Genomic DNA, 18,239 nt, shown 5'->3' with positions numbered 1-18,239 from the left:
CATGGGATGGTGACTTTTGATAGTGGTTGGTTTAGACCATGCTCGGTTCTTTCGCGCCTTCACGGACCGTCTTGAACGCAGCGGCCCATTCGTTGACTTCGCCGAGCATCGTGCTGACATTTTCGAGGTGCAGCTCGGCCGGCTTGAACTCGGAGAAGTTCTCGAAGTCGGTAAAGAGGGAGAGCGTTGGGTGCGTCCGGACATCGGCAACCGAAAGTTCGCCGAGGATACCGCGAAGGTGCTCCGCCGCCCGCGCGCCGCCCGTCGAACCGTAGCTGATGATTCCGGCTGGCTTATCCGCCCATGCTTCCCGCGCAGTGTCGAGTGCGTTTTTCAGGGCGCCGGAAATGCTGTGGTTGTACTCCTGGACGATGAAGACGAAACCGTCAAGGCTTGCGAGCTTCTCGTTCCATTTTGCGATGCCCGGCTCCGAACCGTCGGTCGTTCCGACAAACGGAAGCTGGTAATCCTGGATATCAATAATTTCATAGTTAGCATCATTGCGTCCGTCCGCGATGCCTTTGAGCCACTCGCCGACCTGCGGGCTCACGCGTCCCTCACGCGTTGAACCGAGGATGATGCCGATTTTAAGTTTTTCCGGCACTGCCGGTGCTGGTGCCGTTTCCTGTTTCCTGCCGAATAGTTTAGAGAAAAATCCCATGTTAATTCACTCCTGAATAAAAGTTTTCCTAAGGCTGTTTTTGACGATTTACGCTTAACCGATTGCTTTCCGGACTGCCGGAGCCACCTCAGTAGCAAGGAGTTCGATGCTCCGGGCAACCTGTTCATAAGGCTGGCCGCCGATGTCCAATTGCGCGAGGAATCGGGTGTGTCCGAACAATTCATGCTGGCGGAGGATCTTCTCAGTCACTTCTTCCGGGCTGCCTACAAACAGTGCATTGTCCGGACCGGTGATTTCACCGAAGTCCTCCCGGCTCATCCGGAAAGCCATGCCACGCTGGCGGTTCACCTCAGCCCAGTAGCCCGAGTAGTAAGGATAGAAGATGTCCCTGGCGGCTTCGCCGTCCTCTGCCAGGAAGCCGTGCCCCGTGACGCCGACACGGAGGGAATCAGGATCATGTCCTGCCTCTTCACCCGCCTGCCTGTACAGATCGAGAAACGGCTTGAAGCGGCCGAGCGGACCACCAAGGATGGCAAGCGCCATGCCGGCACCGAGCCTTCCCGCTCTTATAGCACTTTCCGGTGTCCCCCCGACACCAATCCAGAATGGAATTTCCGGCTGCGCGGGACGTGGCGCGATTTCAGCTTTCCGTAGAGGAGCGCGGAAACGCCCGCTCCAGTCCACGACCTCATTTTCATTCAGCAGACGGAACAGCTGCGAGTTCTCCTCGAACAGCGCATCGTAATCCGCCGTGTCGAATCCAAACAGAGGAAATGATTCAATGAAGGCTCCGCGGCCGGCCATCACTTCCGCACGACCGTTCGACAGCAGGTCGAGTGTCGCGAAGTCCTCGAAAAGCCGGACCGGATCGACTGTGCTGAGGACTGTCGTCGTGCTCGTCAGCCGGATTCGTTCTGTTGCCTGTGCGACCGCAGCAAGTACGACCGGCGGTGAAGAAACCGCGTAGTCCAGCCTGTGATGCTCACCCACGCCGAACACGTCGAGCCCGAGATGGTCTGCCAGCTTTGCCGCCTCAAGAATTTCCTTTAGGCGCTGACCAGCAGAAACTGTTTTTCCGGTATGGGGATCCTTCACAATATCGCCGAGTGTATAGACGCCGATCTCAAATGCCGGCTTTCCAGTCAATGAATTCATCCTTCTGTTTCACTCCTGATGTAAAGATTGAAAATGGCCGTGAGGTGGCGGAGCCGACTTTCGAGACGTCCGGACACATTGGTTACTTTTCGTAATTAACTATATTTTAATATCTCGATTTCGTCAAGTCTATTGAATCAATAAATTGAATGGCACGCAAAAAGCCATCCACTCTGTTAGAGGATGGCTTACTTGTCATACACTATCCAGGCTTTCACCGCCGTTAAGACTATCCAATTTTCGTCAGGGTTCCAAATAAAGTCGTCCGGTTATCGCCGTTATTCTCAAATCCGATCATTTCCTTTTCATCACAGAACAGGACATCCCCTCTAGTCGCCATGACTTCCTCACCATCAACCGTGAACGTGCCGCTCCCCTCCGTCACGACAAGGTACAGTTCCTTTCCAGGATGACTGTGTGCCTTCATAGACTGACCCGGAAGGAAGTTCAGCGTGAATGCCGTGCTATTCTCGTTTTTCATGAAATCGACTTTCGTGAACCGATTATCGTCAAATTGCTGGAACGCCTTGAGTGCCTGGTGATCCATATGCATGCCTCCTCCATAATGGTATTAGTACTATACCGTTGCCGCCTATCCGGGAAACCACTTATCAGAAAATCCACGCTTCCTGTTTGAATGCCGCAAGCTGTCTGACGGCCTCCCGGATCTCCTGCCCTCCCGGCGGCAGGTCAACGGTCCCTCGGGAGTGCTGCACCGATCCGTCATCATAACGGATCGTCACCTCGTATGTCCTTCCTTCCAGAACCGGAGAACCGAAATCCGTTTTCCATTGATTGACGCGAAAATCCGTGAGTAAAGATTCAAGAAAAGCCGCTGATTGGTCCGGATCAATCTCATATTCATCTTTCTGGTGGAAGATACCTCCCGCGTCATCAATGGCAATGATCTCATGGATAATTACTCCATCCCTCGTGATGCGAACGTCATGAACCCGGTCTTCGTTTGGACGGAGCGGGCCGCTTTCCGTGGTTTCAAATCGGATGGACCTGATGCTAGTTTTCATTTGTCGGCTCCTTTCCCGCTAGTTCAGCCGCGCTTTTGTCGGCGCCGACTTCATTGCATAATGAACAACAAATCATGCCCAGTACCTTCTTCACTCTGCCCATATACTGATTGGATATGGAGGGAGGAGGAGATCGTGCAATGGTTAACGATTTTGTTTTTGGGAATCGCAGCAAACCTGGATAATTTGGGGTTCGGCCTGGCTTACGGCATCCAAAAAGTCCGGATTCCGATCCTCTCGAACGCTGTGATTGCAATCTTGTCTATGATGGTCACCGCTCTGGCCATGGTGGCTGCGGAAGGCCTGGCCTACATCATGCCAGAGCAAATCGCAAACCGGCTTGGCGGTTTCATGCTTTGTTTGATCGGAGTGTGGATGCTTATCCAGGAATTGAAGCCAAATCAGGCTCTCTGCAAAAACAACTTACATGCCGATAAAGACGGTAACCGGATCCTCTCCGTTCGTGAAGTCCTTCCACTAGGCTTCCTGCTGTCCGCCAATTCACTCGCTGGCGGTTTCGGCATGGGTGTGAGCGGAGGCCCGATGACTGCTACAGTATTGTCCATTGGGGTATTCTCCTTCCTTACGATCCATTGCGGCAACCGTTTTGGAGGCGCTCTCACCCGCTTCTATTTAGGACGACACCCCGGCGTCCTTGCGGGCGGGCTGCTCATTGTCATCGGAATCGTGGAGATGGCCATCTAATAGGCACTAGCCTCGCACTCATTTTGATCCGCATGTCATTGTGCTCCTGGTTTGACTGGAGCGGCCCGCTCTCGGTGGTTTCAAAACGATTTCATTGATCACGGACATGCCTCCTCTCCTTCTCAAACCGTTGACTTTCTTTTGATGACTTGAATGTTGTTCAAGTGCATTCCATAAGCCAGCGCCATCATGCCCGTCACTACCGTATAAAGCAGCAATTTGGACAGTTCCTCCTGTTCTGCTGTTACGGATTGCAGCCCGCCGGACAGATAGAAGACATTCAGCATCCCGTGCAGGATGGCCGCCGGGATGACCGATCGGCCAATTTCTCTAACATAGGTGAGCATAATGGAGATCAAGAACAACAGACCAATGTAAGATGTGATTCCCACCCACAAATTCTCGTATCCTTTATAAAAAACGGCAATCGGCAAGTGCCATAGCGACCAGACTGCAGCCGTGATGATTGCTGTCCGGAACAGGGAATGTTTTTTTCGCAGGAGGTGATGTAAGTTTCCGCGCCAAACAACTTCTTCCAATAATGCGGATAAGGACGCAACGGTCAGGCCGGATACCAACAACAGACCCAGTTCCTTCTCCTGCTCGACCAGAAACTGCATGTCCTGAAAGCTTAGATAGACATGAAAAATGATTCCGAGCAATACCGGGAGGAGTATGGAAAACACCATGTTTTTCAAGGTCGGACGGTGCAGGCCCAATGTGGATCTGACCTGGAGTTTACAATAAAGTGCCTGATAGGCGAAGACGACGATCAGCGGGACTGCCATCACCGCCCCCAGAACCGCGCGTCCGTCTTCCAACCAGATGAGGACGGTATGGACAAAGAAAGTGACCAGATAGATGAGGGCTATGGTCATTCCAACAGGTTTCTTCCGGATTTGCTTCACCCTCCCACTCCCCTTCAGCTACTCCCTCAAGAATCTTAGCCAATCCGATCCGCTAAATCGATATCCTCTTTTAAAATGGAGTACATATACAGATCATCGAACCTGCCCCGTCCGTATTCATAATGTCGCAGCAGACCTTCTCTCTGGAAACCGTTTTTCTCCACGAGCCGGAGAGAAGGCTCATTTTCTGGTTCGATCAGTGCCTCGATCCGCTCGAGCTGGAGATGGCTGAATCCGTAACGGACCACTGCCCGCAAGGCTTCACTTGCAATGCCCTTCCCCCAATGTTCGGGGCTGAGTTCATACCCGATTTCAGCACGGAAATGTTTGGGTTCCCGGTTATGGAAGCCGCAGCTTCCGATCATCTTGCCGGTCTCTTTGAGCGTGATACCCCACCGGATGCCGCTGCCTTCTTCCACAAGGGAGCGGTACCACCGGATTTCATCCAATACGTCTTCCGTCGTCTGGAAAGGTTCCATGCCGGTATGTTTCATCACTTCCGGGTCGGACAGGTAGCGCAGCATATCATCTGCATCGGCGGGAGCGGCGGCTCTCAAAAGCAGTCTTTCGGTCGTGAGCTCAGGGAATTTTGTATCCAATTGAATCACCTCATATCAGAATGCCGGCCCGATCGCTCGGGCCGGCTCACTTTTATCTATGCTGGTCCACCAGGATCGGATTGCCGTCCGGATCTTCGATGACAAAATGCGCCGGTCCTTCCGTCGAGGTGTCCGCTTCTGTAATGAATTTAATCCCCTTTGCCTTGAGCTCTTCCTGAAGCTCCCGCACATCCTTGAACGGGTTTACTTCTTCTGCGTTGCTGTTCCACCCCGGGTTGAACGTCAGCATGTTCTTCTCGAACATCCCCTGGAACAGCCCGATCACGCAGTCCTCGTTTTTCAGAATCAGCCAGCCGTTTTCTTCGTCCCCGCCAAGCGCGGAAAAGCCGAGTTTCTCATAGAATTCCTTGGATGCCTGAAGATCCTTGACAGTCAGGCTAAGCGAAAATGCACCGATGCTCATTTGATTGCCCCCTAAATTGGTTGATATTAAACGCGGCTCAAATGGGTGTCCTTAAAGCGGGTCGGATACTTGAGCCCGTAGCCGAGCATGCGGTCCATCCCGATATGGGCCAGCCAGATCAGGCCGATTGCCAGAATGAATCCGCTGTTAAAGACGAGTCCTGCGATGATCAGGACGATCGGGATAGAAGTGGTGTGAAAGTAGTTATACATCTTGGCCCCTGTTTTCAAATCGACCAGGTATCCGAGTGCGGCAAGATCCGGTGCGAAAAGCAGGATGAAAAACATCGGCCAGCTAAGTGAATGGGAAGCATACAGGTACAGGGCAAACAGAAGAATGGCCAAGCCTTCTAGATGCAGAAGAATCCTCACCATGACGCCTGCCTCCTGTCAGTCATGCGGCAGCCGTATTGCCTGCGGATATCAAAAAGCAGCCGGATCAGGCTCGGGTAATACGGGATGAACGTGCCATCTTCAATCATCGCTTCGATTTCATCGGCTGTTGCCCATTTGGCGTCACGAACTTCCTCGTACTGCAGGGTGAGCTGTCTAAGATCGATCTCTTTTTCAATCAGATAGACGTCATTGAACCCCCGTTCGAAGTTGATGGTCAACTGTGGGCGTACCCCTTCCAGGTCGAGTCGGATTCCCAACTCCTCCTCGAGCTCCCTTGCCGCGGCTATCTGGCTACTGTCGCCAACTGTCGCGCTTCCACCCGCCGTCAGGTCCCACATGCCGGGCCAGCTTTCCTTGAACGTCTGCCTCTGCTGGATCAGCATCTTTCCTTCCCGGTTGAAGATGCACACATGAACGACCAGATGAAGGTCTCCCTCTTTGAATTCGCCGCCGCGCGTCATCGTCCTGCCTGTTTTCATTCTTTCCGCATCATAGATGTCCCACAGCTCCGCCATGTCATCGCCCCTTAGTCCCCTGTTTATGGATCAATTTCTGACGCTCCAGTAGATTTCTGTCCGGTCGTCGCAGTAGAAGCCTTCCAAGTTACAGTTTTGGACGATCCGCTCCAGCCTCTTTCCATCATTTGAGCAGATCATTGAAAAATGGCTGTCCCAATGGGTCGTGATGAGGAGAGATTGCTCATGCGTAAACAGATTATTCCTTTCCATCATGTCACCCGTGATCAGGTCATCAATATATTCAAGTTTCCGCTCCGTGCAAAATTCGTCGCCAACCCAGAGCCACTCGTACCCCTCTTTCTTCACGGCACCCAATACGTCATTGATCAGCAGCTCCGGCAAGAACCCTTCAGTTGGCGGAACCAGACGGTGCTCCGCGCACACTGCAAAGACTCTTTCAGCAAGCTGTTCGTCAGCATATTTTTCTTTTAGTCCGCTGATCCCAGTGCGAAGGCCGATATCCAGTTGGCGAACCGATTTGATTCCGGACAGCGAAAGAAACTCCTGCCACCCGACAGCTTCACAGTGCCGCATGATCTCTTGCTTTCCCAGTCGAGGGTCTGAAAAATACTGTTCAAGCGGTAAGGTCACTGGCTTGATGAACGGATGGAAGAAGATAAAGACATCACTGAAAATATCCTGATAGAACGACTTGATCGGGACCTCATCATTTGAACAGACCGCATACCTATGCGGTGGCGGCAAGTGCCTGACTTCTTCCTCCATCCGGTTCCCCCTCTTTTCTGATACGATTTCCTATCGTTTATTTAGACATCACATTCTCTGCATTGTTCATCGATTGCCTGTATCGCAAGCTCCAGTGATTTCAGCCTGCGTTCGAGCAATGTACGCTGGGGGCTGCCGGTCTTGGAATTAGCATATGCCTTTTCGAGGGATGGAATCAGACCGCGGAGCACATCTCGGGCTTTTGTTAATGCCTCTTGCCCGTATGAATGGGATTGTCGGTACCAGACGTTCTCCAACACGGCCAGCCCGATCCTCATCGCATGGAGCCGCTTCTCGATCAGTGTTGTATTGGCGCCTTTCTCCTTCATCTGCGCCAGGCCTTTCTCCATCTTCCCAATGGTTGATTGGAAGGATTGGATGGACTCTGTTTTGATGGTTTCCGTAACGCTATTCAAACCGGCACCCCCTTTTCTCTAGTAATCTATTCCAATTATCACACAACCACAAATCCAGTTGAAGACGGACCAATAAAAAAACGAACCCCATTGCTGGGGCTCGCATCAGATGACAATGTCCAAAAGATCTTCTAGCCTACTGATTTCATACGTAGGAACGATCGGTGTTTGGTTTTCCTTGTTGGCCGGATTAAACCAGCACGTGTCCACCCCGGCGTTCAGTCCGCCCTGAATATCAGAAGTCAGAGAGTCGCCGACCATCAGGACAGAAGAACGGTCCGTGATATGCAGCTGCTCAAACGCATAATCAAAGATTTCTTTTTGCGGCTTTCTAAATCCCGTGGCTTCCGAGATGATGATCTGCTCAAACGAATCTTTAAATGGAGAACGCCCGATTCTGGAGGTCTGCACATTCTTGAACCCGTTTGTGATGATGGCCAGGCGTTTGTGGGATAGGGCTTCGATGACCTTCTCGGCTCCCGGGACCAGATGCATCTGTTCTCCAAGGAAACCTAAGTAATCCTGATTAAAAACGACTGCATCCATATCCAGCTCATGCTCCAGAAATAATCTCCTGAACCGTTCTGAACCCAGTTCCCCCAGGCCCAGTTTCCCGTTTTCCAGATCGCGCCACAGGACTTCGCTAATGGTCCGGTAGCTTTTCCTGTATCGCTCAAGTCCATCCGGCAGCTCATATTTCCCGAACACACTGCCGAATGCCGCTTGCTCGGACTTGTCGAAGTCCATTAGCGTATCGTCCACATCGAATAAAATCACATCGTACTGTTTCATAGGTAAATCCTCTGCCTTTCATGCCGATAATGGCAAAAGAGCCTTCTCATTGAGAAAAGGCTCTTTTGTGTTTCAGTCTTTTGATTCAAACTGATCCAGCAGTGCCCGAACCTCGTCTGTCGATTTCGTCTGCATCAACTGGTTCCTCAGCTCTCCGGCTCCGTAGAATCCTTTGACGTAGATCTTGAAGAAGCGGTGAAGGGCGGTGACGGAACGTGGTATTTGGCCGATATATTGATCGTGCAGATCAAGGTGTAGCCTCAGGAGATCGAGGTACTCTTTCGTACTGTGCTCCTTCGGCTCTTGTTCAAAGGCGAATGGATTCTTGAAGATACCGCGGCCGATCATGACGCCGTCCACCCCGTACTGCTCGACGAGCTCCAGGCCCTTCTGGCGGTCAGGGATGTCCCCGTTGATCGTCAGCAACGTATCCGGTGCCACACGGTCACGCAGTTTCTTGATTTCCGGAATGAGTTCCCAGTGCGCATCGGCCTGGCTCATTTCCTTTCTCGTCCGCAGATGAATCGAAAGGTTCGCGATATCCTGCTCGAGGATATGGGTCAGCCATTCCTGCCACTCGTCGACCTCATTAAAGCCGAGGCGGGTCTTCACGCTGACGGGGAGTCCCCCAGCTTTGGCCGCCTGGATCAGCTCCGCTGCAGTATCCGGTCGCAGAATCAGTCCGCTGCCCTTCCCTCTCGTGGCAACATTCGGCACCGGGCAGCCCATATTGATATCAAGACCGCTGAATCCCATTTCCGCCATACCGATGCTCATCTGGCGGAAATACTCGGGCTTGTCCCCCCAGATATGCGCCACCATCGGCTGCTCGTCTTCAGTGAAAAGCAATCGGCCGCGAACACTGTTGATCCCTTCCGGATGGCAATAGCTGTCCGAGTTCGTGAACTCGGTGAAAAACACATCCGGCCTGCCGGCTTCAGCGATGACGTGGCGGAACACGACATCCGTCACATCTTCCATCGGGGCAAGCACAAAAAATGGACGTGGTAAATCACGCCAGAAATTCTCTTTCATTTCTTACTCCAGTCCTCTCATTGCAGATACAATCCAATCAATTATTGTTGAATCGTATCAATTAACTACCGAAAATAACTACCGAAAATTCCAGCCAGGCGACCGGATAGGCCGGTCACTTATCCGGCTAATTTACATGCATCAATGTTAGCCGTTATTTTTAATCGTCCAATGGCTGTTCACTTCAACACCAGCGTCTTTTAGAAGATTGTATAGGGGACATCTTTTTTCTACCGCCTCTTTAAGACGTTCCAAAGCATCCTCATCTTCCCCGGTCTCGACCACTATATTCAGCTCGACGAACTGGAAATAAGTCTGGACGCCTTCTACGCCTCGGAAACCGCGCGGATCCAGTGTTCCGGAAGCATCGTACTCGAGCCCCTCATAGTTGAAGTTCTGCTCCTTGGCTACATAGGAGGTCATGATGGACGTGCAGGCCGAAAGCGCGCCGAGGAAATACTCGAGCGGATTCGGACCTGTGTTCGTGCCGCCGAGACGCTCGGGCTCATCGACAGAAAAAGCCGGGAGATCCCTCACATTGACCGTATTCTCCAAGCCCTTTTTTGCCTTGCCGTTTATGCGCAGTACCGCCATCTGATGTTGTGTCATGCTGATGCTCCTCATTATTTATTGATTTCATATAGTGTAGCATGATTTTTCTTGGTCCGGAATTTCTTAGATTGGCGCTTCTATACTCCACACAGCGTGCATTGGGGACAAGTTTGCCTTGGTTCCATTAGTGGAATCCTGTTACAAGTATGCCTGTACCTTTAGGGAGGTTAATAATGATGACAAAAACAGAACGGACCGTTGCAGAGCTGTTGCTTGAACAATTGTCCATGTACGGTGTGAAGCGGATTTACGGGGTCGTGGGTGATGCCACGATCGGGTTCATCGACGCGCTGGCCAAACAGGATGAGATCCAGTTCATTACAACCAAACACGAGTCGACGGCGGCCTTCATGGCCTCTGCTGAAGCGAAGCTGACAGGCGGTCTGGGTGTCTGTACAGCAACAATGGGGCCTGGAGCGGCAAACCTGCTCAACGGTCTGGGAGACGCCCATGCCGACCGCGCCCCTGTCCTTGCGCTTACCGGACAGGCCCCTACAGACAAATTCGGCACGGCCACTCCGCAGTTCATCAACCAGCAGGACCTCGTAAAACCATTCGCCGCCTATTCCGCGAACCTGGCGAGCCCAGATGCCGCAGTTGATCTCCTCGAAAAAGCGGTCGGCACCGCGCTCAGGCAACGGGACGTCACCCATCTGTCGGTACCGAAGGATCTGTTCATGGAAAAGACGACAGAAACACCGCGCCCACTCGCCCAAGTTCTCGAAGGCACCGCTGTCTTTACAAAGGAAAGCCTGGAAAAATCAGCCGTCATCATGAAGTCGGCTAAACGGCCAATGATTCTTGCCGGGTCAGGAGCGGCCGGTTCTGCAGAAGAACTTCAGATACTTGCCGAGTTATGGGGAGCCGGCATCCTGGTGAGCCTCGGCGGTAAGGGCCTGATTGAAGAGTCCGCTCCACACATGCTGCAAGGCATCGGCGAAGGCGGCAATCCGTATGCTTCCGAGTTATTCAAAGAAGCCGATGTGGTCCTGCTCGCAGGCACCACCTGGTGGCCTGAAGGGCATGTCCCTACCAATGCACGCGTGATCCAGATCGACCGCTACTTTAACCAGATTGAGAAGAACATCCCGGTTGAACTTGGGATCGCCGGTACGACAGAAGAGGTGCTTCCTTTATTAAACGAGCATCTTGAAGGCTTCTCCCGTTCCGACGACTGGGTGGCACGATGCCAGGAAGTCAAAGAAAAATGGGCTCAGGACAACGAAGATGAGGGCAATTCCGAAGGGTACCCCGTCCATCCGTCCCGAATCATTCGTGCGCTTGACCGCACCGTCGCGCCGGACGCCATCCTCGCGCTGGATACAGGAGACAACACCGTATGGACGAACCGCAACTTCCGGCAGACCAACCAGACGACCGTCTTCTCCGGCTACTGGCGGACCATGGGCTTCGGCCTCCCTGCCGCCATGACCGCCAAACTGATCCATCCGGATAAACAGGTCATCGCGATTGTCGGTGACGGAGGACTCCAGATGGTGCTCGCCGATTTGATGACCGCCATCCGCTATGGACTCGATATCACAGTCGTGGTCCTGAACAACGAATCCCTGCAGATGGAGAAAGACAAAATCAAAGTCAGCGGAACGATCGACATCGGAACCGACCTGACCAACCCAGACTTCGTCAAGCTTGCGGAAGCGTGTGGATGGAAAGGGTTGCGGCCTGAGTCTGATGGGGAGCTTGAATCGGTGATGGAAGAAGCATTGAATACGGGCGGGCCTTCGCTTGTTGATATCAAAACGGCGCAGGTGTTTTTCCCGGAGACTCAGTAAAAAATGATCAAGCGGCTTCAGTCTGAGTTCGTCAGGCTGAGGCCGCTTATTTGATTTCTTTTTAATGAAGTTTCCTAGAATACCTTTTTGCTGTAAATACGGATCGACAGCAACCAAGAAAACAGATAAAGCAGCAACACGCCCAGACCCACCAATAAGTAAATGATATGGTTATCAATCGAAACGATACTTCCGGTGAAATTTCTGAGGATATCATTTAGGTTAGGAACAAATTGATTGGCAATAATTAAATACAAAACGAATAGAACCCCGGAAGCTATAAATAGATACTGGCTTTTAAACAGATACGAAAACGGAAAAGCAAATGAAATAAACAAGAATACGACACAAGCAATAAATAATAGCTGAGACCAAGGAAAGACTTCCCTGTAAATCATGAAGTGACCCAAAAACGTAGTCATTAAGAAAAGAGCCATGATGACGACTGCGCCAGCGTACTTAGAACCGACAATTTGTTTTCGGCTATAGGGCAAGGAATTTAGCAAGAGGTGAATAGAAGACTTTTCATCTGCGGAAAACATCTGCATGATAATCGCAACACAAAACACAATCCCTACCCAGATGGTTGAGGGAGTGAAATTAATCGCTGCCACCAGCAACAACAGCATGCCCACCAACATGTTTTTCTGCAGTAACAAGTCTTTACGAATAAGCTTCAGCATGTTTTTTTGTCCCTTTCATTGTAAATAGCATAATCTCTTCCAAGGTCGGCCTTTCCAGAACAGCCAGATCGCCAAACAGAGATTCAACACGTGTTTTATTGGCGGATAATGCCTCAAATCCGTAATTCGACTTTCGGATTCCTATGAAATCTTGTTCTGTATCCGGATCCAGCAAACTTCTGTCCCCTTTTACAATGACATATTCTTCTTCGATTTTATAAAACTCTTTGGAGAATATATGCTTTCCCTGATGAATGAAGGTAATATAATCCGCAATCCGATCCAGGTCTGTTGTGATATGCGTCGAGAACAGGATTGTTTTTTCACTGCTCTGCATCAGGTCATGCAGAATATCCAATAGCTCCCTGCGAAAGATCGGGTCCAATCCGGACGTGGGCTCATCCATGATGATTAAATCTGCATGGTGCGATAAGGCGAATGTTAAAGAAGCCTTCATCATCATCCCTTTCGAAAAAGTGTTCAACTTCTTCTGTAGGGGCAATTCAAACTTCTCAACATAATTGCGGAAAACAGCATCGTCCCAATTTCTATAAGATGGCTTGATGATTTTCTTCATCTCACTAAGGGTAAGATGCTCATAAAAAACATTGCTGTCATAAACAAACCCAATCCGCTGTTTGATTTCCTGTTCGTGTTTTTTATAACCCAATCCAAAAATCTTAATGTCCCCACTATCCGGCTGCAACAAATTCATCATCAATTTAATCGTAGTGGATTTCCCGGCCCCATTCGCACCAATGAACCCAGTTACAAATCCTTTTTTGACCGAAATGGTCAGATCTGTTAGAGCAAACCCCTTTAACGACTTATTGACCTGATGCAGCTCAATTACATTTTCCATCCTTCATCCTCCTCCTTGTACAGGATCGCAAGCAGTTCAGTTAACTCAGAAAGTCCGATCCCTATTTCTTTGCTGTTTTGAATGGCGGTGATCAGTTGTTCTTCAATTACTTTTCTTTTTCGCTCTACAATCATTTCATTGCTTTGTTCAGAAACGAATGAACCTTTTCCGACTACGGAATAAATGAACCCGCTTTTTTCAAGTTCCTCATAGGCCCGTTTCGTCGTAATGACACTGACATCCAACTCCTTGGCCAACGCACGCATTGAAGGCAAGGGCTGCCCCCCAGTCAGTTCATCTGTCAAAATCTGTGTCTTGATTTGATCATAGATTTGCTTGTAAATCGGTTCCTTGGAATGATTCGTGATAACAATTTGCATGCAAATACCTCTTAACTCATATTGTTTATATACTATATATACATTCTATACACTTGAGGGACTGTTTTACAACCCTTTTTAAAAATCATCTCAAAAAAGAGCCTCCGGATTCGGAAGCTGCTTCTCAATTACTAAATTGCATTAAAAAAACGGGCTCCTCATGAGGAGACCCGAAATGTTTGATATGGTCACAAAACTTATAGCTCCAGCCATGTGACGGCTTCCACGTGACTCGATTGCGGGAACATGTCCACCGGCTGGACTTCCTTCGTTTTGTAGCCGCCATCTTCCAAGATGCGAAGATCGCGGGCGAGTGTGGCCGGGTTGCAGCTGACGTAGACGAGGCGTTTCGGGCGGTATTCTAGGATTGTACGAAGCAGGTGCTCGTCGCAGCCTTTCCTAGGCGGGTCGACGACGAGGACATCGAACCGTTTGCCTTCCTTGTACCAGCGTGGGATGACGTCTTCGGCCGCTCCTGCTTCGAACCGGGTATTCGTGAAGCCGTTCACCTCGGCGTTCCGCTTGGCGTCTTCGATGGCCTGCGCGACGATTTCGACGCCGTACACTTCCTTCGCCTGCTTCGCGAGAAACAGCGAGATTGTACCGATGCCGCAGTAGGCGTCGATAACCGTTTCATTCCCGCTGAGGTCGGCGTAATCGAGTGCCTGTGAGTACAGGACTTCCGTTTGGTCGGGGTTGATCTGGTAGAACGAGCGGGCGGAGATTTCGAATGTCACACCGCCAATTTTGTCGGTGATGACGGGCGGTCCGTAGAGCGAAATCGTTTCGTCTCCCATGATGACGTTCGTTTTTCTGTCATTCACGTTCTGGACGATCGATGTCACATCCGGCACGACGCTGCGGATGAGTTCGACGACCTCGTCCTTTTTCTTTAATTTGCGGTTCCGGGTAACAAGAACGACCATCGTCTCGCCGGTCGCCTTCCCTTTCCTAATGACGACGTGGCGCAGGAAGCCTTTGTCCTTTTGTTCGTCATACGCCTTGATGCCGAGCTCGTGCAGGCTGTGCTTGATCGTGCGCATGACGACGTCAGCCTCGGTCGACTGGATCAGGCATGTCTCGGTGTCCATGATCGTGTGGGTGCCGCGGCGGAAAAATCCTGCGACGACCTTGCCGTCCCGCTCCGCAAACGGGATTTGGGACTTGTTCCGGTAGCGCCACGGATGCTCCATGCCCTTCACCGGATGGACCGGGACGTCCGGAAGCTTCGCGATCCGGTCCATGACGTCTCGGACCATCTTGCGCTTGCGCTCCAGCTGCCCCTCATAGGACAGATGCTGGATCTGACAGCCCCCGCACTCCGGGAATACCGGGCACGGCGGCTCAACACGGTCTTCGGACCGCTCGACGATGTTGAGGAGCTTGGCGAAGCCATATTTCTTGAGGGTTTTGGTGACCTTGAATTCGACGGTTTCGCCGGGAAGCGCCCCTGGAATGAAAAGCGGATAGCCGTCGATCTTTGCCACACCCGAGCCGTCATGGGTCAGGTCGGTGATTTCGCCGATTAGACGGTCGTTTTGTTGGACTGCGTAAGCCATAATTAATTTCCTCCGATTCAATACAGTTGGGTTTATTTTATCAGAGTGTGGCAGTTTTTATTAGAGAAAGTCAGTTTGTCCGACGGGTAGGGAGAAAAACCGTCCCCTTCCCCTTCTCTCCACAACGAAAGCCGCCCCATACCACGGGACGGCTTCTTCTCACTTCTTCTTTACCTTCGGTGGCCTTGTCGCCGCTCCGTCCATCGGGGCGACGATGAAGGCGAGGATAATCGCGCCGATCAGCACGATGAACGGTGCGTAGAACATGAGGAATTCATCCATTGGTTTTGCCTCCTTCGCCCTTTAGGCGTGTTCGTCTTTTTTGCGCCCTTTCACGTAGTCCTTGTTGAACAGGAACAGTCGCAGGAGCAGGTACAGCGACGGGATGAGCAGCCCGAGCCCGAGGATGAAGGCGATGATGAGTGCGGTCGCCATCGCCGGGTTCGTGAAGCTGTCGTGGATCGTCAGGTGCGGATACAGCAGGTACGGGTAGTGCGCGATGCCGTATCCGTAGAAGGCGAGCGCGAACTGGCCGATCAGTAGCCAGACCGCGAGGCCGTAGTTGTGCCGTTTCCAGAGCAGGTAGACCGTGCCGATAAAGAGCGCGCCGGACAGTGCGAACATCCACCAGAGGCCGAGCAGCTGGTTGTAGTGTTCGGCGTTGTGGCTGCGGAGCTCCCAGACGATGCCGCCTGCCGTGATGATCGTCGGCAGCGACCAGATGAGCGCGTACTTCCGGAGAAGTTCCGTCGCCTCGCGGTCACCCGCCTTGTCGGCGTACCAGGTGAGGAACACCGCCGAGATGTAGAGTGTTGCCGCAATTGACAGGAAGACGATCGACCAGGTGAGCGGACTCGTGAACAGTGCACCGTAGTCCAGTACCGGCTGGCCGTCGACCATGTCGATGAATCCGCCCTCAGAGATCGTCAGGACGATCGAGAGTGACGCAGGAAGCAGAATGCCGGCAAGGCCGTACATAAATGAGTAACCCTTATGTCCACTGGCGCCGTACGTTTCAAACGCGTAATACGATCCGCGTATCGCAAGCAGGATCAGCGCGATACTAAGCGGGACGAGCATCGTCGTGCCGTAGTAGAACGCCGTCGACGGGAAGAATCCGACCATCCCGACAAAGAAGAACACGAGGAAGACGTTTGTCACTTCCCACACAGGGGACAGGTAGCGCTGGATGACGTTTGTCAGGATGTGCTCCTTCCCCGTCAGCAGGCTGTAGGCATTGAAGAATCCCGCTCCGAAGTCGATGGCGCCGACGATGATATAGCCGAACAGGAACGTCATAAGGACCGTGATGCCGAGCACTTCAAGGCTCATCGGTGATCACCGCCTTTCCTTGTTCCTTCACGGACTTCCGCCTCTCGGTCGGCGATTTCGCGTTCGACCGGGTTGTTGCGGAACATCCGCCTCAGCACGACGACGCTGCCGACACCGAGGATGAGATAGAGTGTTGCGAACAGGTAAAGCATCGTGTCGACATGGCCGCTTGTTGTGGCGGCCTCCGGCACTTTCATAATGTCACGAAGGATCCACGGCTGGCGCCCGACTTCCGCGTACCACCAGCCGGCTTCGATTGCGATGACTGTCAGCGGTCCTCCCGCGACGATCAGCCAGCGGTACAAACGTGAGTGGATAAACCGCCATCTCATGTGCTTGCCGAGCCAGTACAGGCCGGAAACCATGATCATGAGCACACCGATCGTCACCATCGTGTCGAACAGATAGTGGATATACAGCGGCGGGATTTCATCTTCCGGGAAGTCGTTCAGCCCGATCACTTCGGCCGTCGGGTCCGAGTGCGCAAGTATGCTGAGGGCATACGGGATCGTGATGGCGTATTTGACTTCCTGGCCATCGAGTACACCGTACAGCATCAACGGCGCCTCGCCTTCGGTTTCAAAATGCCATTCGGCGGCAGCCAACTTTTCCGGCTGGTATTCGGCAAGGTATTTCCCCGAGAAGTCGCCGATGACGGCAGCGCCGATCGAAAAGATCAGGCCGAGTTTCATTGTGAGGAACAGCGCCTTCTTGTGGTACACGTGATCCGAGCCCTTAAGCAACCGGAACGCCGCGATGGCCGCCAGGATAAATGCAGATGTCATATAGGCGGTGATGACGACGTGCGCGACCTTTGTCGGCATCGCCGGGTTGAACATCGCGACAAGCGGCTGGATGTTGACGAGTTCGCCGTCCACCAGGTCGAAGCCCTGCGGTGCGTTCATGAATGCATTGACGATCGTGATGAAGACTGCCGAGAAAGAGGCCCCGAGCGCGACCGGGACAAGCAGCAGCAAGTGCTTTTTCTGGTTATCGAACCGGTCCCATGTGTAGAGATAAATCCCAAGGAAGATCGCTTCAAAGAAGAAGGCGAACGTCTCCATGAACAGCGGCAGTGCAATGACCTGTCCCGCCAGCTCCATGAAGTTCGGCCATAGCAGGGACAACTGCATACCGATGGCGGTCCCGGTCACGACCCCGACGGCAACCGTGATGACAAATCCTCTCGCCCAACGGCGTGCGAGGAGAATGTAGTGTTCGTCATTTTTCCTTATGCCCACCCACTGGGCAATCATGATCATAAGCGGTACGCCGACGCCGATCGTGGCGTAGATGATGTGGAAGCTCAGGGTCAGCTCTGTGAGCACCCTCGAAAAAAACACCGATTCTTCATTTCCCATCCTGTTTCCCCCCTCGTTTCAAATGCACTGAATTAGGGTATGTACACATAGTCATCCCCCGAAGATTCTGCCCGCAATTGACAGCAGCATAATGGCTGCCACGGCGAATGCGAGCCACATTAGCCAGCGTTCCTGTTTCTTATACACGGGGCATCCCTCTCTTTCTTCATCCAGTATACCCTTGGTTTATGAGGGAATAACGCGATGAATGAGGCAGTTTTTCGAGCTTGCTATGAACATTCAGTTAAGGTCAAGTGACAGAATCATGACACTTAGTGTTGCGAAATTTCTAAGAATTAGGTACAATGTATGAACTACTTACAGGAGGTGCCGGCCG

23 protein-coding genes are annotated in these 18,239 nt (G+C 52.0%); 2 read left to right on the top strand and 21 right to left on the bottom strand.

Translation table 11 applies throughout. The features are described from left to right. Window positions 1–31: 31 nt before the first annotated feature. The 4 genes from AC6CHQ_RS12050 to AC6CHQ_RS12035 all read right to left on the bottom strand — a co-directional run bounded on the left by AC6CHQ_RS12050 (window position 32) and on the right by AC6CHQ_RS12035 (window position 2,802). On the bottom strand, window positions 32–661 hold the full coding sequence (locus tag AC6CHQ_RS12050) for an NADPH-dependent FMN reductase (protein ID WP_498081634.1): 630 nt from the start codon (window positions 659–661) through the stop codon (window positions 32–34). A 54-nt stretch (window positions 662–715) separates the two neighbouring features. Continuing rightward, window positions 716–1,777, bottom strand: a complete 1,062-nt coding sequence (locus AC6CHQ_RS12045) for an LLM class flavin-dependent oxidoreductase (protein WP_498081633.1) — start codon at window positions 1,775–1,777, stop codon at window positions 716–718. 229 nt (window positions 1,778–2,006) lie between these two features. Beyond that, entirely contained in the window at window positions 2,007–2,324 is a 318-nt protein-coding gene (locus AC6CHQ_RS12040; protein WP_092054901.1) for a cupin domain-containing protein, read from the bottom strand. A 64-nt stretch (window positions 2,325–2,388) separates the two neighbouring features. Continuing rightward, window positions 2,389–2,802, bottom strand: coding sequence for a hypothetical protein (locus AC6CHQ_RS12035; protein ID WP_177168386.1), 414 nt, complete (start codon window positions 2,800–2,802; stop codon window positions 2,389–2,391). A 135-nt stretch (window positions 2,803–2,937) separates the two neighbouring features. Between AC6CHQ_RS12035 and AC6CHQ_RS12030 the strand changes: the two genes are divergently transcribed. Beyond that, entirely contained in the window at window positions 2,938–3,507 is a 570-nt protein-coding gene (locus tag AC6CHQ_RS12030) for a manganese efflux pump (RefSeq protein ID WP_251239648.1), read from the top strand. Between the two features lie 122 nt (window positions 3,508–3,629). On the opposite strand, the gene AC6CHQ_RS12025 is transcribed toward AC6CHQ_RS12030, so the two are convergent. The 10 genes from AC6CHQ_RS12025 to AC6CHQ_RS11980 form a co-directional block, all read right to left on the bottom strand. Next, entirely contained in the window at window positions 3,630–4,415 is a 786-nt protein-coding gene (locus tag AC6CHQ_RS12025; protein WP_251239649.1) for a CPBP family intramembrane glutamic endopeptidase, read from the bottom strand. A gap of 35 nt (window positions 4,416–4,450) precedes the next feature. Next, window positions 4,451–5,014, bottom strand: coding sequence for a GNAT family N-acetyltransferase (locus AC6CHQ_RS12020; protein WP_498081632.1), 564 nt, complete (start codon window positions 5,012–5,014; stop codon window positions 4,451–4,453). Between the two features lie 52 nt (window positions 5,015–5,066). After that, a complete protein-coding gene (locus tag AC6CHQ_RS12015; protein ID WP_498081631.1) occupies window positions 5,067–5,438 on the bottom strand; it encodes a VOC family protein in 372 nt (123 codons plus the stop codon). A gap of 26 nt (window positions 5,439–5,464) precedes the next feature. Further along, window positions 5,465–5,812: a DUF4260 domain-containing protein gene (locus AC6CHQ_RS12010; RefSeq protein ID WP_092054915.1), complete on the bottom strand. Its 348-nt coding sequence runs from the start codon at window positions 5,810–5,812 to the stop codon at window positions 5,465–5,467. Beyond that, the gene (locus tag AC6CHQ_RS12005; protein ID WP_092054918.1) at window positions 5,806–6,348 is read right to left on the bottom strand and encodes an NUDIX hydrolase; all 543 of its coding nucleotides are present in this window, start codon (window positions 6,346–6,348) and stop codon (window positions 5,806–5,808) included. The genes AC6CHQ_RS12010 and AC6CHQ_RS12005 overlap by 7 nt, the downstream gene beginning before the upstream one ends. Window positions 6,349–6,378: 30 nt before the next feature. Continuing rightward, a complete protein-coding gene (locus tag AC6CHQ_RS12000; protein ID WP_092054921.1) occupies window positions 6,379–7,077 on the bottom strand; it encodes a DUF2711 family protein in 699 nt (232 codons plus the stop codon). A gap of 41 nt (window positions 7,078–7,118) precedes the next feature. Beyond that, window positions 7,119–7,493: a hypothetical protein gene (locus AC6CHQ_RS11995; protein WP_498081630.1), complete on the bottom strand. Its 375-nt coding sequence runs from the start codon at window positions 7,491–7,493 to the stop codon at window positions 7,119–7,121. Window positions 7,494–7,598: 105 nt separating this feature from the next. Then, the gene (locus tag AC6CHQ_RS11990) at window positions 7,599–8,285 is read right to left on the bottom strand and encodes a YjjG family noncanonical pyrimidine nucleotidase (protein WP_092054931.1); all 687 of its coding nucleotides are present in this window, start codon (window positions 8,283–8,285) and stop codon (window positions 7,599–7,601) included. A 72-nt stretch (window positions 8,286–8,357) separates the two neighbouring features. Next, window positions 8,358–9,320, bottom strand: coding sequence for a tRNA dihydrouridine synthase (locus tag AC6CHQ_RS11985; RefSeq protein ID WP_498081629.1), 963 nt, complete (start codon window positions 9,318–9,320; stop codon window positions 8,358–8,360). A 147-nt stretch (window positions 9,321–9,467) separates the two neighbouring features. After that, window positions 9,468–9,929 (bottom strand): OsmC family protein, encoded by a 462-nt coding sequence (locus AC6CHQ_RS11980; protein ID WP_498081628.1) that lies wholly within the window; start codon window positions 9,927–9,929, stop codon window positions 9,468–9,470. A 179-nt stretch (window positions 9,930–10,108) separates the two neighbouring features. Here AC6CHQ_RS11980 and AC6CHQ_RS11975 point away from each other — a divergent pair, with 179 nt between their 5' ends. Next, entirely contained in the window at window positions 10,109–11,725 is a 1,617-nt protein-coding gene (locus tag AC6CHQ_RS11975; RefSeq protein ID WP_498081627.1) for a thiamine pyrophosphate-binding protein, read from the top strand. Window positions 11,726–11,799: 74 nt separating this feature from the next. On the opposite strand, the gene AC6CHQ_RS11970 is transcribed toward AC6CHQ_RS11975, so the two are convergent. The 7 genes from AC6CHQ_RS11970 to AC6CHQ_RS11940 all read right to left on the bottom strand — a co-directional run bounded on the left by AC6CHQ_RS11970 (window position 11,800) and on the right by AC6CHQ_RS11940 (window position 17,902). Next, a complete protein-coding gene (locus tag AC6CHQ_RS11970; RefSeq protein WP_498081626.1) occupies window positions 11,800–12,408 on the bottom strand; it encodes an ABC-2 transporter permease in 609 nt (202 codons plus the stop codon). Then, window positions 12,389–13,270 carry an ABC transporter ATP-binding protein gene (locus AC6CHQ_RS11965; RefSeq protein ID WP_498081625.1) on the bottom strand — a complete coding sequence of 294 codons (882 nt, stop codon included), beginning with the start codon at window positions 13,268–13,270 and terminating at the stop codon, window positions 12,389–12,391. Before AC6CHQ_RS11965 ends, AC6CHQ_RS11970 begins: the two co-directional genes overlap by 20 nt. Next, window positions 13,258–13,650, bottom strand: a complete 393-nt coding sequence (locus AC6CHQ_RS11960) for a GntR family transcriptional regulator (protein ID WP_498081624.1) — start codon at window positions 13,648–13,650, stop codon at window positions 13,258–13,260. The genes AC6CHQ_RS11965 and AC6CHQ_RS11960 overlap by 13 nt, the downstream gene beginning before the upstream one ends. A gap of 197 nt (window positions 13,651–13,847) precedes the next feature. Further along, window positions 13,848–15,209 (bottom strand): 23S rRNA (uracil(1939)-C(5))-methyltransferase RlmD, encoded by a 1,362-nt coding sequence (rlmD, locus tag AC6CHQ_RS11955; protein WP_498081623.1) that lies wholly within the window; start codon window positions 15,207–15,209, stop codon window positions 13,848–13,850. 159 nt (window positions 15,210–15,368) lie between these two features. Beyond that, a complete protein-coding gene (gene cydS / locus AC6CHQ_RS11950; protein ID WP_498081622.1) occupies window positions 15,369–15,491 on the bottom strand; it encodes a cytochrome bd oxidase small subunit CydS family protein in 123 nt (40 codons plus the stop codon). A 21-nt stretch (window positions 15,492–15,512) separates the two neighbouring features. Further along, entirely contained in the window at window positions 15,513–16,541 is a 1,029-nt protein-coding gene (locus AC6CHQ_RS11945; protein WP_498081621.1) for a cytochrome d ubiquinol oxidase subunit II, read from the bottom strand. Then, a complete protein-coding gene (locus AC6CHQ_RS11940; RefSeq protein ID WP_251239662.1) occupies window positions 16,538–17,902 on the bottom strand; it encodes a cytochrome ubiquinol oxidase subunit I in 1,365 nt (454 codons plus the stop codon). The genes AC6CHQ_RS11945 and AC6CHQ_RS11940 overlap by 4 nt, the downstream gene beginning before the upstream one ends. Window positions 17,903–18,239: the final 337 nt, after the last annotated feature.

This window comes from Bhargavaea sp. GQ12, from assembly GCF_059758705.1.
Note: the sequence above shows the minus strand (reverse complement) of the source record. Positions and strands in the feature narration are given on the sequence as shown.